This window comes from Photobacterium aquimaris, from assembly GCF_002954455.1.
Taxonomy (GTDB): Bacteria; Pseudomonadota; Gammaproteobacteria; order Enterobacterales; family Vibrionaceae; genus Photobacterium; species Photobacterium aquimaris.
Window position 1 is genome coordinate 1825966 of sequence record NZ_MSCC01000001.1, and the last position, 15496, is coordinate 1841461.

14 protein-coding genes, 1 pseudogene and 1 riboswitch are annotated in these 15496 nt (G+C 38.0%); of the genes and pseudogenes, 3 read left to right on the top strand and 12 right to left on the bottom strand.

Going from position 1 to position 15496, the window contains the following annotated elements:
* Positions 1-96: 96 nt before the first annotated feature.
* The 8 genes and pseudogenes from oppC to moaA form a co-directional block, all read right to left on the bottom strand.
* Positions 97-1008 (bottom strand): oligopeptide ABC transporter permease OppC, encoded by a 912-nt coding sequence (oppC, locus tag BTN98_RS07980; protein ID WP_060998249.1) that lies wholly within the window; start codon positions 1006-1008, stop codon positions 97-99.
* Positions 1009-1024: 16 nt separating this feature from the next.
* The gene (gene oppB, locus BTN98_RS07985) at positions 1025-1945 is read right to left on the bottom strand and encodes an oligopeptide ABC transporter permease OppB (RefSeq protein ID WP_060998192.1); all 921 of its coding nucleotides are present in this window, start codon (positions 1943-1945) and stop codon (positions 1025-1027) included.
* A 76-nt stretch (positions 1946-2021) separates the two neighbouring features.
* Positions 2022-3653 carry an ABC transporter substrate-binding protein gene (locus tag BTN98_RS07990; protein ID WP_060998191.1) on the bottom strand — a complete coding sequence of 544 codons (1632 nt, stop codon included), beginning with the start codon at positions 3651-3653 and terminating at the stop codon, positions 2022-2024.
* A gap of 455 nt (positions 3654-4108) precedes the next feature.
* The gene (locus tag BTN98_RS07995; RefSeq protein ID WP_162271141.1) at positions 4109-4270 is read right to left on the bottom strand and encodes a hypothetical protein; all 162 of its coding nucleotides are present in this window, start codon (positions 4268-4270) and stop codon (positions 4109-4111) included.
* Between the two features lie 519 nt (positions 4271-4789).
* Complete coding sequence (moaE, locus tag BTN98_RS08000; protein WP_060998189.1) at positions 4790-5236, bottom strand: molybdopterin synthase catalytic subunit MoaE; 447 nt, start codon at positions 5234-5236, stop codon at positions 4790-4792.
* Position 5237: 1 nt separating this feature from the next.
* Positions 5238-5483: a molybdopterin synthase sulfur carrier subunit gene (gene moaD / locus BTN98_RS08005; protein WP_060998188.1), complete on the bottom strand. Its 246-nt coding sequence runs from the start codon at positions 5481-5483 to the stop codon at positions 5238-5240.
* Positions 5480-5959 carry a cyclic pyranopterin monophosphate synthase MoaC gene (gene moaC, locus BTN98_RS08010; RefSeq protein ID WP_060998187.1) on the bottom strand — a complete coding sequence of 160 codons (480 nt, stop codon included), beginning with the start codon at positions 5957-5959 and terminating at the stop codon, positions 5480-5482. Before moaC ends, moaD begins: the two co-directional genes overlap by 4 nt.
* A 91-nt stretch (positions 5960-6050) precedes the next feature.
* Positions 6051-7039 (bottom strand): annotated as a pseudogene (gene moaA, locus BTN98_RS08015) (GTP 3',8-cyclase MoaA).
* A riboswitch (molybdenum cofactor riboswitch) is annotated at positions 7028-7201 on the bottom strand. Its footprint overlaps the pseudogene before it by 12 nt.
* Before the next feature lie 184 nt (positions 7202-7385).
* On the opposite strand from moaA, the gene BTN98_RS08020 reads away from it, so the two are divergent.
* The 3 genes from BTN98_RS08020 (at position 7386) to yvcK (ending at position 9394) form a co-directional block, all read left to right on the top strand.
* On the top strand, positions 7386-7613 hold the full coding sequence (locus BTN98_RS08020; protein WP_060998185.1) for a hypothetical protein: 228 nt from the start codon (positions 7386-7388) through the stop codon (positions 7611-7613).
* A 194-nt stretch (positions 7614-7807) separates the two neighbouring features.
* The gene (locus BTN98_RS08025) at positions 7808-8386 is read left to right on the top strand and encodes an LON peptidase substrate-binding domain-containing protein (protein WP_065190108.1); all 579 of its coding nucleotides are present in this window, start codon (positions 7808-7810) and stop codon (positions 8384-8386) included.
* A gap of 111 nt (positions 8387-8497) precedes the next feature.
* Positions 8498-9394: a uridine diphosphate-N-acetylglucosamine-binding protein YvcK gene (yvcK, locus tag BTN98_RS08030; RefSeq protein ID WP_060998184.1), complete on the top strand. Its 897-nt coding sequence runs from the start codon at positions 8498-8500 to the stop codon at positions 9392-9394.
* On the opposite strand, the gene BTN98_RS08035 is transcribed toward yvcK, so the two are convergent.
* The 4 genes from BTN98_RS08035 to pepE form a co-directional block, all read right to left on the bottom strand.
* Entirely contained in the window at positions 9356-9715 is a 360-nt protein-coding gene (locus BTN98_RS08035) for an Hpt domain-containing protein (protein WP_060998183.1), read from the bottom strand. The genes yvcK and BTN98_RS08035 overlap by 39 nt on opposite strands.
* A complete protein-coding gene (gene luxO, locus BTN98_RS08040) occupies positions 9715-11160 on the bottom strand; it encodes a quorum-sensing sigma-54 dependent transcriptional regulator LuxO (RefSeq protein WP_060998182.1) in 1446 nt (481 codons plus the stop codon). Before luxO ends, BTN98_RS08035 begins: the two co-directional genes overlap by 1 nt.
* 385 nt (positions 11161-11545) lie before the next feature.
* Complete coding sequence (gene uvrB / locus BTN98_RS08045; RefSeq protein ID WP_060998181.1) at positions 11546-13573, bottom strand: excinuclease ABC subunit UvrB; 2028 nt, start codon at positions 13571-13573, stop codon at positions 11546-11548.
* A 1120-nt stretch (positions 13574-14693) separates the two neighbouring features.
* Positions 14694-15431, bottom strand: coding sequence for a dipeptidase PepE (pepE, locus tag BTN98_RS08050; protein WP_060998180.1), 738 nt, complete (start codon positions 15429-15431; stop codon positions 14694-14696).
* Positions 15432-15496 lie beyond the last annotated feature (65 nt).

Here is a 15496-nt window from a genome sequence, read left to right on the forward strand (position 1 = left end):
TCGCTTCGGTTATTATTTATTATCAAGTGAATGATATTGGCGATCCCCTTCTATTGTTTTCACTTTAATGAGCAACAGAAGGGTCGCGGCTTATTTCTATCTGTCTTTTGGATCTAGCGCATCACGTAAACCATCGCCGACATAGTTAAAACAAAATAATGTAATCACCATAAAGCCAGCAGGAAACAATAACTGCCAAATAGCCACTTCCATCGTTTGTGAACCTTCATGCAACAATGCTCCCCAACTCGTCATCGGCTCTTGTACACCGAGCCCAAGGAAACTTAAAAACGATTCAGTTAAAATCATTGCAGGCACAAGTAATGTTGAATAGACCGCTACGATACCCAAAACATTCGGTACGATATGGCGAGTAATGATCCGCCAACGGCTAACGCCACACACATGGGCAGCTTCTATAAATTCTTTACCACGTAATGATAAAGTTTGACCACGCACAATTCGCGCCATATCAAGCCAAGAAATCGCCCCGATAGCGATAAAGATCAGCATGATATTACGACCAAAAAAGGTCACTAACACAATCACAAAAAACATAAATGGAATTGAGTATAGAATTTCTAATATACGCATCATTACTCGGTCGGTTTTACCGCCAATAAAGCCCGATGCAGCGCCATAAAGTGTGCCAATAACCACAGCAACTAATGCGCCTAACAGCCCCACCATCAGTGAAATTCGACCACCGATTAAGGTACGCGTATAAAGATCGCGTCCCAGACTATCAGTACCAAAAAAGTGTCCTTCAGCCCCTAATGATGGCGCTGCATGCAACGCATACCAGTCAGTATCATCGAACGCATATTGACTCACCATAGGACCAAAAATGACCGCCAACGAGATCACCCCTAAAATCACTAACGACACCATCGCCGCTTTATTGCGAAAAAAACGTGAGCGCGCATCTTGCCATAAGCTACGGCCTTCTATTTCAAGGCTTGATGAGAATTTCTCTAGCGCTTCAATATTATCTTTTTTAGTTAAAATCATAATTATCAGCCTCTTAATAACGAATTTTAGGATCGATCATTGCTAATACAATATCGACAATGGCATTGAAGATAATGGTTAGCGAACCAATCAAAATCGTAATTCCAAGCACTAGCGAGTAATCACGGTTAAAGGCTGCATTGACAAATAATTTACCGATACCAGGTAAACCAAAGATAGTTTCAATCACAACGGAACCGGTAATAATACCGACAAAAGCTGGCCCCATATATGACACCACTGGTAATAACGCAGGACGTAAAGCGTGCTTTAAAATAATATGGCGGTAACTTAAACCTTTAGCACGAGCGGTACGAATAAAGTTGCTGTTTAAAGTTTCAATCATGCTGCCACGAGTAATACGAGCAAAAGTTGCAACATACAACAAAGCCATACCTAGCATCGGCAAAATAACAAATTTTAGCGATCCGTCTTGCCAACCACCAGCAGGCAGCCATTGCAAATTAATCGCAAAAATATAGATCAATACTGGTGCGAGAATAAAGGATGGCATCACCACCCCCGCCATCGCAGTTGACATGATGGTGTAATCAAGCCAAGTGTTTTGCTTTAACGCCGCTATAGTGCCGACACTCACGCCCATAACTAACGCAAAGATAAACGCAAAAACACCGATTTTAGCGGAAACAGGTAACGCTTTAGATACCAATTCGTTAACCGTAAAATCTTTATACTTAAATGATGGTCCAAAATCCCCTTGCACAATATTGCCTAAATAAGTGGTGTATTGTTCAAACACTGGCTTATCTAAACCATATTTTGCTTCAATATTAGCGAGTACTTCCGGTGGTAAAGGACGATCTGAAGTAAAAGGGTTACCGGGGGCGAAGCGCATTAAAAAAAATGAGATGGTGATCAATACCAAAAGTGTCGGTATCGCTTCAAAAATCCTTTTAGCAATGAATTTAATCATATAAAGCTACCGTATTTGCTGTGCGTGCGAGTGCTGCCTTCATGTTAGAAGGCAGCTAATTATTATGAAAAACGTATTATTTTGCGATGAAGTACATATCTTTTGAGTAGATATTATCTTCAGGGTTTTTCATTGGGTAACCACCAAGTTGGGGGTTAACCAAACGTGCATTAACATAATGGTAGATAGGCATAATCGGCATATCGTTCGCTAAGCTAGCTTCAGCACGTTTATAATCTGCTGCTCGTTCAGCCGCTGTTGGTGCAAGAATTGCGTCATCAATGGCTTTGTCGTAATCAGCACTGGCGTATTTAGGGTAGTTTTGTGAGTGGCCAGTACGCATAATGGCTAGGAAGGTTGACGCTTCATTATAATCGCCACACCAACCAGCACGAGAAACATCAAAGTTACCTTGACGCTTACTGTCTAAATAGCTTTTCCACTCTTGGTTTTCAAGTTGTGCCTCGACCCCTAAACTTTTTTTCCACATTGATGCAATCGCAACTGCAATCTTTTTATGGTTCTCAGAGGTGTTGTATAACACTTTAAATGTCAGTGGATTATCTTTGCTATACCCGGCAGCCGCCAATAATGCTTTGGCTTTTTCTAAACGCTGCTTTTGATTTAATTGCGCGTACTCAGGCATTTCTACTTCAAGCCCGTTAGTTGATAACGGGGTAAAGTTATAAGCAGGGGTTTCACCTTTGCCAACAATGAATTTGGCTAATACATCACGATCAATCGCGTACGATAGCGCTTTACGCACATCACCATTATCAAATGGTTTACGCGCAGTATTAAATTCATAGTAGTAAGAACATAGGTAAGGCGTTACTTTTACATCTTGTGGGTATTCTTTTGTTAGACGTTTAAAGTGCTCATTCGGCATTTCATGCGTCATATCAACTTCACCAGCAAGAAAACGGTTCATTGCTGCAACTTGGTTTTCAATCGGTAAGAATGTCACTTGATTGATAACCGTTTCTTTATTATTCCAGTAATTATTATTACGGGTTAATACAATACGTTCGTTCACAACCCAGTTATCAAGCTGATAGGCACCGTTAGATACGTAGTTGCCCACTTTCGTCCACTGATCACCAAATTTTTCAACTGCGTTTTTATTAACAGGTTTCATTGAGGTGTGCACAAGCATTGATGCAAAATAAGATAATGGCTTATCTAGCGTTACTTTTAAGGTATGAGCATCAACAGCTTCAACACCTAATGTCTCTGGTGATTGTTTGCCAGCAATAATATCAGTGGCGTTGGCCATGGTGGTCATTTCAAGGTATGACGCATAAGGAGACGCTGTTTTTGGATCGGCAAGACGACGCCACGTATAAACAAAGTCATCAGCAGTTACTGGATCGCCATTTGACCACTTAGCATCATCACGTAGATTGAAAATCCAGGTTTTGTTATCTGTCGTTTGCCACGATTTAGCAACACCTGCGACCAAGTTGCCTTCAGCGTCTTGGTTAACTAAGCCTTCAAGTAAATCGCGAATAACATTAGATTCAGGTACACCTGATACCTTTTGTGGATCAAGTGATTCAGGCTCAGTGCCATTAGCACGAACCAATTGTTGTTTATCTGCTAATTTAATATCGGCAGGCACTTGTGCTGCAAAAGTTGAAAAAGAAGGAAGAGCAACAACTAGACCTAAGCCAAGCAACACAGCTTGAGTAATTTTATTCTTATACATGCATTAACTCCAATACATCAATTTATAACATCCATGACATTCTCAGCAGGTCATCTTAACTAATAACAAAATAGTCACTCTCAATCCTAGAGAACAGCCATCAAACCGAAGAATTGTCTAAAACATTAACAGGAGTTATATTAATTTGCCACAAACAGACAAATAAAACACATTTCATACCAAACATTTCCTTAACAACAGATAACATTGACTAGATCAATATCACATTTATAGATTTTTAAACCTATAATTAATAAGGTTAAAGCCGTTAATATTATTTAAAATTGCTTAAAAGTACTTTCCAATGGTTATAATTTGAACTTTAATTTAAAACCAGAATATAAAACTACTAACTCACACCAAAGCAGAACACAAAAACAAACAATATTGTTACATTTTGAACACAAAAAAAGGCACTACCTTAGTAATGCCTTCTTATATAAATTGAGTTAAATTTACTTACTTTCGCTATCTAGCTTAATAAGCTGCTTATCTTCACTTACTGCTTGCTGTTTTTGTTCAAGTAATAGCTGTGCTTCATCATCATGGTTATTATCATTAATGCCAACATCAGCCATCATCTGCTTCACTCTTTTGCAAGATATACGTTTATGCATAATCAACTTCTCCGCTGTTAAATGACGCCAGCAGACCTTCACTACCACTTAACGACTTGGCCTTATACCAGCTCAATACTATCTTAATGCCCTTCACTCTATAAATATGGCACATTACGCTTAATCTCACCGTATTATTGACACTATTTTTGCGTATTAATAACAAAAGGTTCTTAAAATAGTAACAGATAGATTATTTTAGCAAACAACATCATAAGCTGGTAAAGATCCTATAAATAAACCAATAAGCTCGCTATCATTTAGTCATTAAGAAATATATCCCGTACCAAGTTAAATTTCTTAGTAATCCCTCTGTTATTTCATACGGTGAGAATAAGAGTAAATTATGAGACCCACAGGCTGTATTTCACGACCAAGTCCATCCCGTTTTCGCACTAGCTACGTTCCAACTACAGCGGCAAATCGAGATAAGAATAAAAATAAGAAATAGTATTTATCGTTAATGTTTACCTATAAAAAAGGAGCTAAAATCAGCTCCTTTTTTTATAAATCATCGTGTTATTTCGACCAACGGTCTGCTGCAGAATTATCTGTTTCACGTGCATCTACCCACCGGCTTTCCGATGGTGTTTGTTCTTTTTTCCAAAACGGCGCGCGAGTTTTCAAATAATCCATAATGAATTCACAGGCTTCAAATGCAGCACCACGATGCGCACTTGTAACACCAACAAAAACAATTTGATCTCCTAATTCAAGATCACCAACACGATGGATCACTCGTGTTTGTAATAATGGCCATCGGCTACGTGCTTGAACAATAATTTCTTGCAAGGCTTTTTCTGTCATACCCGGATAATGCTCTAACGACAAACCCGTTACTGTATCACCTTGGTTAAAATCACGCACTTTACCAATAAACGTAACCACAGCGCCCGCGTCATTACCTTCAGCAAGCTTGGCATATTCATCTGCAACTGAAAAATCTTCATGTTGGACTGAAATCATATTAACCCCCTGTGACAGGTGGGAAAAAAGCAACTTCATCACCATCTTTAATGGCAGAATCTAATCGACAAATGGTTTGATTAACAGCAACCAATAATTTACCCGACTCTAATGCTAACAGCCACTTATCACCGCGAGATAATAAAGACTGGCGTAAGTCATCTGCTGTTGCAAATTCTGCTGCAACCTCAAGCCCATCAACACCAACTAACTCTTTAATTTGAGCAAAAAATAGTACTTTAATCATGCTTCAACCTTAAAGTGTCCAGATTTACCACCAGTCTTCTCAAGTAATCGTACTTGGCTGATGACCATGTCTTTTTGAACCGCTTTACACATATCGTAGATCGTTAATGCCGCAACAGAAGCTGCTGTTAGTGCTTCCATTTCAACGCCCGTTTTACCGGTTAGCTTACAACAAGATTCGATGCGTACTTTATTTTCAGCAGCAATAGCTTCTAATTGAACTTCAACCTTAGTCAGTAGTAGTGGGTGACATAATGGAATCAGATCCCATGTTTTCTTTGCTGCTTGAATACCTGCAATACGCGCTGTTGCGAAAACATCACCTTTATGATGCTGACCAGAAACAATTAATGCCAATGTTTCAGGCGCCATATGCACAAATGCTTCTGCACGTGCTTCACGTACTGTCTCTACTTTTGCTGATACATCAACCATGTTAGCTTCACCTGAAGCATTAATATGGGTAAACTGATTCATTCTTTATTCCCAATAAAAGCAATAACTTATGCACTACCGATTATGATATATCGATAGCTAATGTATTATTTATCATCATACTTCGTATAACCTAGCCACCAATAGATGCGAGGTTTGGTGTCATGCCCGTTTTACCTTCATCGAGAAAGTGACTGACAGCCTTGGTATTTAAGCTCGCTTGAATACGCTCAATCAGTTGTGGTTGCTGGCTATCGTCAGCTAATAAATCACGTAATTCAACGCCTTCTTCACCAAAGAGGCACAGATGAAGCTTACCTTTTGCCGAGACACGAAGACGATTACAGCTTTCACAAAAATTCTTTTCATATGGCATAATCAACCCAATTTCACCAATATAATCAGGGTGATAAAAAACTTGAGCTGGGCCATCATTATTACTTTTTACTTTTAATAACCAACCGTTAGCAATCAGATGATTACGAATACTGACACCTGATACATGATGTTTGCTAAATAGGCTATCCATTTCACCCGTTTGCATTAACTCAATAAAGCGCAGTTGAATCGGACGGGTTTTAATCCATTCTAAAAACTTAGGTAATTCTTGAGAGTTAAGATCTTTGAGTAAAACAGTGTTGATTTTTACTTGCTCAAAGCCAGCATCAAAAGCAGCATCAATGCCTTCCATAACCTGATGGAACATATTTTCGCCAGTAATTTGGTAAAACATCTTCGGATCTAAGCTATCAACACTGATATTAATATGTGTCAATCCAGCTTGACGCCACTCATGAACATGCTTTGCCATGCGATAACCATTAGTGGTAGTCGCCACTTTTGTAATGCCCGGCTGGCTCGCAACGGTACGAATGATATCAGTAAAATCACGACGTAAACTTGGCTCACCGCCAGTAATACGCACTTTAGTTGTACCACAATCAGCAAAAGCTGCCGTCACACGCTGAATTTCATCCAAGGTTAAAAAAGAGGGTTTCTTTTTTCCTCAGGTTGGTAGCCATCAGGTAGGCAATAAGTACATTTGAAGTTACACACATCGGTAACTGAGAGTCGTAAATAGTAAAACTTACGATGAAAACTATCTTCTAATTGTTTAGCCACGGAACACCTTTCCAAATGCGGGAGGCCGATTCATTTCTAAACCAACCCTGGTGACATTATGTCACTGGCGTTAATCACTTATTGACTATTAGTTATCCCATATTGGAACACTCAAACAGCACGTAGCAACTTAGTGAAAAAAGCTCGGAGTTATGGCAGTTATGCACATCAGTCGTTGATTAACTATTAATGTTACACAACGGCATTTCTTATTTAAAAGTATCAGAGTTTTTCGAAAATTGACAAATAACTGAAAAAAACAGGCTGACATTCTACCTTTCGAGCTGAAACACGACAATACTAGTTAAGTATTTAACCCTAAATTGATGCCACTAATGGAGGATTTATGTCCAATATAATCGAATCTGCAACATTGGATGATATTGCTCTTTATCTGCAACGAGAAGAAAGCCTTGATCGCGACTCTGCACATGCAGCAGCACAACAAGTACTTAATAATTTTATCGAAATGCGCAATAAAGGCTTAGTGAAAGGATGGTATTTTGATGATTTCGGCCACTTAGAATTATTGCCAACCGACAGTGTTCAGGTATGGATTGATCAGACTAAGTAGATCATTAAGCATAATGGTTTTTATTTTACACTCACTATATGCAAGCTAGCTATTATTTGGGGACTATTATTACAAAGCAATGGTTGTTTAATTATTTGCAATCAGGCAGTTGATTACTCAACCACTCTTTTGTATTACTTCGGCATCAGACTTGCTTGCCTATAAAAAAATACACTTCATAAAATAGTGCTGCTATGACTACTTTCAATATGCCTTTGTTATTCCAGAAACGTCATATTCTTCCTACTGGGAGAATGCAACTTTATTTATCAGGAATTACCCACACCACAACACTGAGAGCCCTGCTGTTATCAAAGTCGGGGATTGGTATCTGTATGTTTAGTAATAAATCACCACATAAAAAATTATACCATATAGGTACAAGAGTCACGATTGAGGACTTTAATCATGAACCAAACAATCCGTTAATTAGCTTAAAAATTTATGGCCAAGAGCCCTTTAAAATAGCCACTATTAAACAAGGTAATGATGATATTATATGGGGAAAATGCCAACAATTACCGCGATGGCCTCAACAAGAGATCACCACCGAACAACAATTATTATCTACACGTTTACAAGTAATGTTTAACAAATACCCCGAGTTAGATAAATTACATCACCAACAAGAATTTGATAATTTAAGTTGGTTATGCCAGCGCTGGCTTGAAATATTACCGCTACCAACCCAAGAAAAACAAAACCTACTCAACCACCCTGATTGTCTTCATGCTTGCGATTATCTTATGAGCAAGATTTACACTCAACACTGATTAAACACCACGATTATCTGGTTAATATACAAATGAATATAAACCAATAAATGCATATCCACGTGACATTTGTTAAAATATACCCATAAAATAATAATTAGAACAAATATTATGCCTATAGAGAGTATCGCAAAAACACGTATTGTTGCCATCGGTGGCGGCCATGGGCTAGGTCGAGTTTTATCCTCACTAACCGATTATGGTTCACAAGTAACAGGTGTAGTAACCACAACAGATAACGGTGGTTCTACTGGTCGTATTCGCGCTTGTCAGGGTGGGATTGCTTGGGGAGATATGCGTAATTGTATTAACCAATTAATCACAGAACCATCGATTGGCTCGATGATTTTTGAATACCGTTTTCGTGGTAATGGCGATCTGAATGGTCATAACTTAGGTAATTTAATGTTAACCGCATTAGATAACCTCTGTATTCGCCCATTAGATGCCATTAATCTTATTCGCGATATGCTCCATGTTAAGCCTTATATTATTCCAATGTCTGAACACCCATCTGATTTAGCTGCAATCACCTATGATGGTAAAATAATTAATGGTGAAACCAGTGTCGATGAATTAACAGAAGTACCTAAACGGCTATATTTAGAACCTGCAGTACCTGCAACTAAAGAAGCGGTAAATGCAATTATAGAAGCAGATATTATACTCTTAGGCCCAGGTAGCTTTTTAACCAGCATTATGCCGGTATTACTCTTGCGTGAAATCGAACAAGCGTTAAAAGTCAGCAAAGCAAAAATCGCCTTTATTACTAACTTGGATAAAGAAAAAGGCCCAGCTGGAGAGATGAGCCTTGAAACGATGTTACATTGGTGCGAACGTGCAATGGCAGGCAGAATGATTGATACCATTATTACTGACGTACATCAGCCACAGCTTTCATCTAAGTATCAACAATTGGTACTTGATTTAGCCTCTAATAATCATGAATGGCGGCATGACCGCAACAAACTAAAGCATGCGGTTGATAGACTCATCGCTACCCGCTAGTTGTTTATATTCAACTGCCATTCTTTCGACCATTTGCCTAAATTGAGGTAAATGGTCAATCATCCAGTCACCTTGCCCTTGTCTGACTCGGTATTCACACTCTTGCGCCATCAATGCTAAATCATCAGCACCAAAACTTGCAGCACTACTTTTTATCGCATGACTAATTTCACCAATTTGATTCACTGATGGCTGGCTTGATAGTTTTTGTAAATATTGTTCAAGCTCATCACTAAATACATTCAGTAATATAACGACTGTTTCTGCACCGACTTCATCTGCCAGTCTTTTTAATGTTTCTGCATTTATAGTGGTTGCCATTAATCAATCTCCCGACTACCTGTAGCTTCTTGCCAAGTTTGTAATTTACGATAAATTGTCGATGGGCTGACCTCTAATAATCCAGCTGCTCGCGGTATGTTACCGTCACAAGCATCAATAGCCCATTGAATAGCACGTTTTTCTACTATCCAAAGTGGTTCGATTTTATCTTTATGCACTTCATCAACAAATGACGTATTCACTGCAGACGTTAGCGTATTCAATTGTGGATAGATTGACATTGGTGATGCAATTTCTGCACCAAAAATAGCATTTATCGGTGGCGGGACCATTTCTTTAGTGACTTCTTCGCCAGTATTTAGTACCACAATATTACGAATAATATTTTGCAACTCACGGACATTACCAGGCCAAGAATAAGACTCAATCAGCTGTAACACATCTTTGGAGAAACGACTAAAATCTTTACCTTCTTCTAATGACATTAATCCAAGTAGTGCATGGGCTATTTCTACTATATCGTTACCACGATCACGCAAAGGGGGCAATGTAATTGGAATCACATGCAGACGATAATACAGATCTTCTCGAAAGCGCCCTTCCTGTACTTCTTGCCATGGATTTCTATTGGTTGCACAAACAAAACGTACATCTACTCGCGATGTTTTCGATGATCCAACTTTTTGATAGGTTCCTGTTTGAATAAAACGCAATAACTTACTCTGTAAGTCTAAATCCATCTCACAAAGTTCATCCAACATCAAGGTACCATTATGTGCTATTTCAACCGCACCTTGGCGCTCAGTTGATGCTCCTGTAAATGCTCCTTTTACATGACCAAATAATTCACTTTCAATCAATTCTTTAGGAATAGCTGCACAGTTTAACGCAATAAACGGCTTGTCATGTCTTGGGCTAGCAGCATGAATAGCTTCAGCACACACTTCTTTACCAGTGCCACTTTCACCAGTAATAAATACCGTAGCTTTACTCGATGCAGCTGATTCAATAACACGATATACCGCTTGCATAGGTAAGCTGTTACCAATGAACCCTTGATATTGAGCGCCATCAGATTGTTTAGAAGGAGTGTCAGAGGATTTGGCGTCACCTTTAAATACATTATTTACTGTTATACGTAATCTATCAGCCTCACAAGGCTTAATTAAAAAATCTTGAGCACCTTGTCGAATCGCATCAACAGCAATATCAATAGATCCATGAGCTGTCATGATCACAACCGGAATATTTCCGTGTTGTTGTCGAACTCGTTGTAATACTTCCATGCCAGTCATATCAGGCAAGCGAAGATCTAATAAGATTAGATCGGGAATAATATCTTTAATAAAGCTCAATGCTTCTTTACCTGATCCCACAATACTAACATTAAGTCCGAGGGGATTTAGGTAAGATTTGTATAAGGCAGCTACTGACGCAGTATCTTCGACCATTAATACTTGGTGTTGTCGTGTAATCCTTTCCATAGCTCCTCCAAAAACTAATCCCTTAAACTAATTGTAATCAATACAACAGAAACTGGGTTCCTAATTTGTATTTTTTATATTATGCCAGATCGATTCGCATAATGACTCGCATAATGATTCGCATTTTGCAAAATCATTCTTTTTTTGCACAGTACAAACAACAAATAAAGACAACTAATACCGTGTATATTCACAAAAAAAGCCAAACACATCGCAGAACAAAAGTTGGCACAGTATATGCTTTATAAACACCGACTCTCTATCTTAGGGGTCAACCTAGCCAACTGACGTTGTTTGTGGATTCTTTCACGTAACAATGAAGCCAACCGAAACTCTTTATCGGCTGGCTTTTTTTTACCTCAAGATTAATGCCAAACACATTTTGTTAGCTATTAGCGATAAATTGCTGTCTTAATTGATGAATTTTATCTCGCGTATCAGCGGCTTGTTCAAATTCTAAGTTTTGTGCAAAGTCATACATTTGTTTTTCTAACACTTCTATTTCAAGCTCTATTTGCTGTGGTGTTAATATTGAATAAGTGCCTTTTGATTCTGCAACTTTATGAAGCTCTGCGGCTTTATTACGTAACTTGGTTCGTCCACTTGGGGCACCGAGCTCTAATAAATCGCCAATTTTCTTATTCAATTTTTGTGGTGTAATATTGTTTTCTAAATTGTAAATTATTTGCTTTTCACGTCGGCGTTGAGTTTCATTTATTGCACGCTCCATTGAACCCGTAATACGATCACCATATAAAATCGCTTTACCTTCGACATTTCGTGCCGCACGTCCCATGGTTTGAATCAAGGATCTTTCTGAACGTAAAAAGCCTTCTTTATCTGCATCTAAAATTGCAACCAGAGACACTTCTGGAATATCTAATCCTTCGCGTAATAAGTTAATTCCCACCAATACATCGAACTTGCCTAAACGTAAATCACGAATAATTTCAACCCGTTCTACGGTATCAATATCAGAATGAAGATAACGTACCTTTACGCCATGCTCGGTTAAATATTCAGTAAGATCTTCAGACATACGCTTGGTTAGCGTTGTGACTAATACGCGTTCTTGTTTAGCTGAGCGAATATTAATTTCAGAAAGTAAATCATCAACTTGGGTCGCTACGGGTCTAACTTCTATTTCAGGATCGAGTAATCCTGTCGGACGCACCACTTGCTCTGCAATATCCCCACCCGATTTTTCAATTTCATAATTACCAGGTGTCGCCGACACATAAATAGTTTGTGGTGCTAATGATTCAAATTCCTCAAACTTCATAGGTCGATTATCGAGTGCTGAAGGTAATCGAAATCCATATTCAACCAGATTTTCTTTGCGCGAGCGGTCACCGCGGAACATGGCACCAATTTGAGAAACTGTAACGTGTGACTCATCAATGATTAATAGACCGTCAGCAGGAAGATAATCAAACAATGTTGGTGGTGGCTCACCCTCAGTACGCCCACTGAGATAACGTGAATAGTTTTCAATACCAGAACAAAAACCCAATTCGTTCATCATTTCAATATCAAACTGGGTTCGCTGAGAAATACGCTGCTCTTCAACTAATTTATTATTATCTAGTAATTGTTGCTTACGCTGCGTGAGTTCAAGTTTAATCCCTTCAATCGCTTCTAGAATTTTCTCTCTTGGTGTCACATAGTGAGTTTTAGGGTAAATCGTTGTCCGTGCTAAATCGCGTTGAATGATAGCACCAGTAAGTGGGTCAAACGCTGAAATAACTTCTACTTCATCGTCAAATAATTCAAGTCGAATGGCTTCTTTTTCAGATTCTGCCGGAAAAATATCAATCACTTCGCCACGAACACGAAACGTACCACGTTCAAAAACAGCATCATTACGTTTATATTGCAATTCAGCTAAACGACGCAAAATGTCACGCTGATTAAGTACATCACCTCGGCGAACGTGAAGCATCATTTTCAAATAAGATTCGGGATCACCAAGGCCATAAATAGCAGACACTGAAGCAATGATTATAACATCACGTCGTTCCATTAATGCTTTGGTTGCAGATAATCGCATTTGTTCAATATGGGCGTTTACTGATGCATCTTTTTCAATAAATGTATCAGTGGTGGGTACATAAGCCTCTGGTTGATAATAATCGTAATAGGAAACAAAATATTCAACCGCATTATCAGGAAAGAAATCCCGCATTTCACCATAGAGCTGCGCAGCTAAGGTTTTATTGGGTGCCATGATAAGAGTCGGACGATTGGCTTGAGCAATAACATTAGCAATTGTAAACGTTTTTCCTGATCCCGTTACGCCAAGTAACGTTTGCTGTGCAAGACCAGAATCCAGTCCATCCATTAATTGCTCAATTGCCGTAGGTTGATCGCCCGCTGGAGAATAATCAGAGACAAGATTAAACAGTTTACTCATTACATTTATCCGTAATAACAATACTGTCTATCATTGTGAGCACCCATCCAGCAATGTCAATACTGGTTTGAAGAGTTAGAACGTGTGATATGAGGTAGAGGTAGAGGTAGAGGTAGAGGTAGAGGTAGAGGTAGAGGTAGAGGTAGAGGTAGAGGTAGAATATATAAAAAATAGCTTCAGTAATAAAACACCGAACAAAAATTGAACACCAAAATCAATATTAACAGTAAAAGTCACAATCTAGTATTAACACTAAATCCCCTTTGGACTTTATATTTTTATTACTGAAGCAAAACCAACGAGTGCTGGGTTAAAAATCAAAACAGATATCGATACATATAAAATGTAATCATTTAACATTGTGTATTTCATCGCTTACTGACTAATGTTAGTAAAGATAGAAGGCAATAATGAATACAGAAATACTTAATGCCGTTAAATAATAAGTAAAGGTCTATCAACAATAAATACTTACTAATGAATATATCACTAATAATATATAATCAAGAGTAATGCATCTCGATGTGATTTATTATGTGAACATAGGCATCACATTAACAAATAATAAAATATCTTTTACTTCAAATAGATACCAAATAACAATAACTCTTAATGAGTACGGATAAAATTAAAATTTATAATGTACGATAAAATAATTCATCGTTTTTTATGTCTTTTTACTAAAAAAACACTTTTTAATGAGGCTTAATTATCCATACTTAGCAGATATCATTGATTTTAGAAGACAATATTCAATTATTGAATGCTGTAACGACTAATAAATTAACTATCATCCACAGCTTTTCCAATATTTATAACTTTTAATATCACGCTACATATATTTATAATTACTCATTATTAGTAGCAATGTTGTGTTTATGTTCTTACCAGACGTCTGATTATCATTACGAATAGTGCCTATTTTGCCATTTTGAATTTTATCAACAGCCCTCAATTTAGCGACGATCATCAACATAGTTATCCACAGAAATTGTGGACAACAGCCAAAACACCAGATGATTAGGCACTTCTTAAAAATCAAGCCTTTTTAATGAAAAAAATTAAAAAAGCTAGCCTGATGGCTAGCCTTGTTTATCAGCACAAAATAGTAACAATGCACTCAGTAACTAAGATCCATTAAAAACTGCACATCATCGCCTGGTTGATAATAAACAGGTTCATTACCATAGCTAAAGAATTTTAATGGTTTACCATTCGCTGCATGATAACTAATATTATTATCAGCAATAGCTAACCATGTTCCTTCAGGAATACCAATAACCGGTTCATGCTTATTAATCTCAAGAAACTCTTGAATACGTTCATCACGGGTTTCACCCATATGACCTTCAACTGATGCTTCTAAATAGTGTGGATTAATTTGAAAAGGAACAAAGTTTAATGATGATAAAATAGCACCAGTAACAATTGGCATATCATTAGTCGTACGGATCGTTGGACAACCAATATTGGTCCCTGCACTCCAACCAATATAAGCTTTACCTTGTTTTAATACAGCTTTTCGAATGGGTCCAACAAGACCTAAATCATGCAAGGTTTTATTAAGTACCCATGTATTACCACCACTAACAATAATACCGTCAGCTTGTTCAATGGCTGCTACTGGATCTGGTGCATTGTGCAAACCTGTTGCAATGCAATCCAATCCTAACTTATCAAATGTTGCTTGAACTAATGCCACTCGATCATCGTGGCTTGAACGAATAACTGCGTATGGAATGACTACAAAATGCTTAGCCCCAGTACGTTTAACTTGATCGATAATTGCATCTGCCGCAAATTCCATTACGTGGGTATTTCCTGCAATTTTACCGTTACTGAGTAATAAAATATCCATTGTTCTATCCTATAAGCTATGTTTATTCATCAGGCGTGTTAACACTAACACTATTTATATTTAAC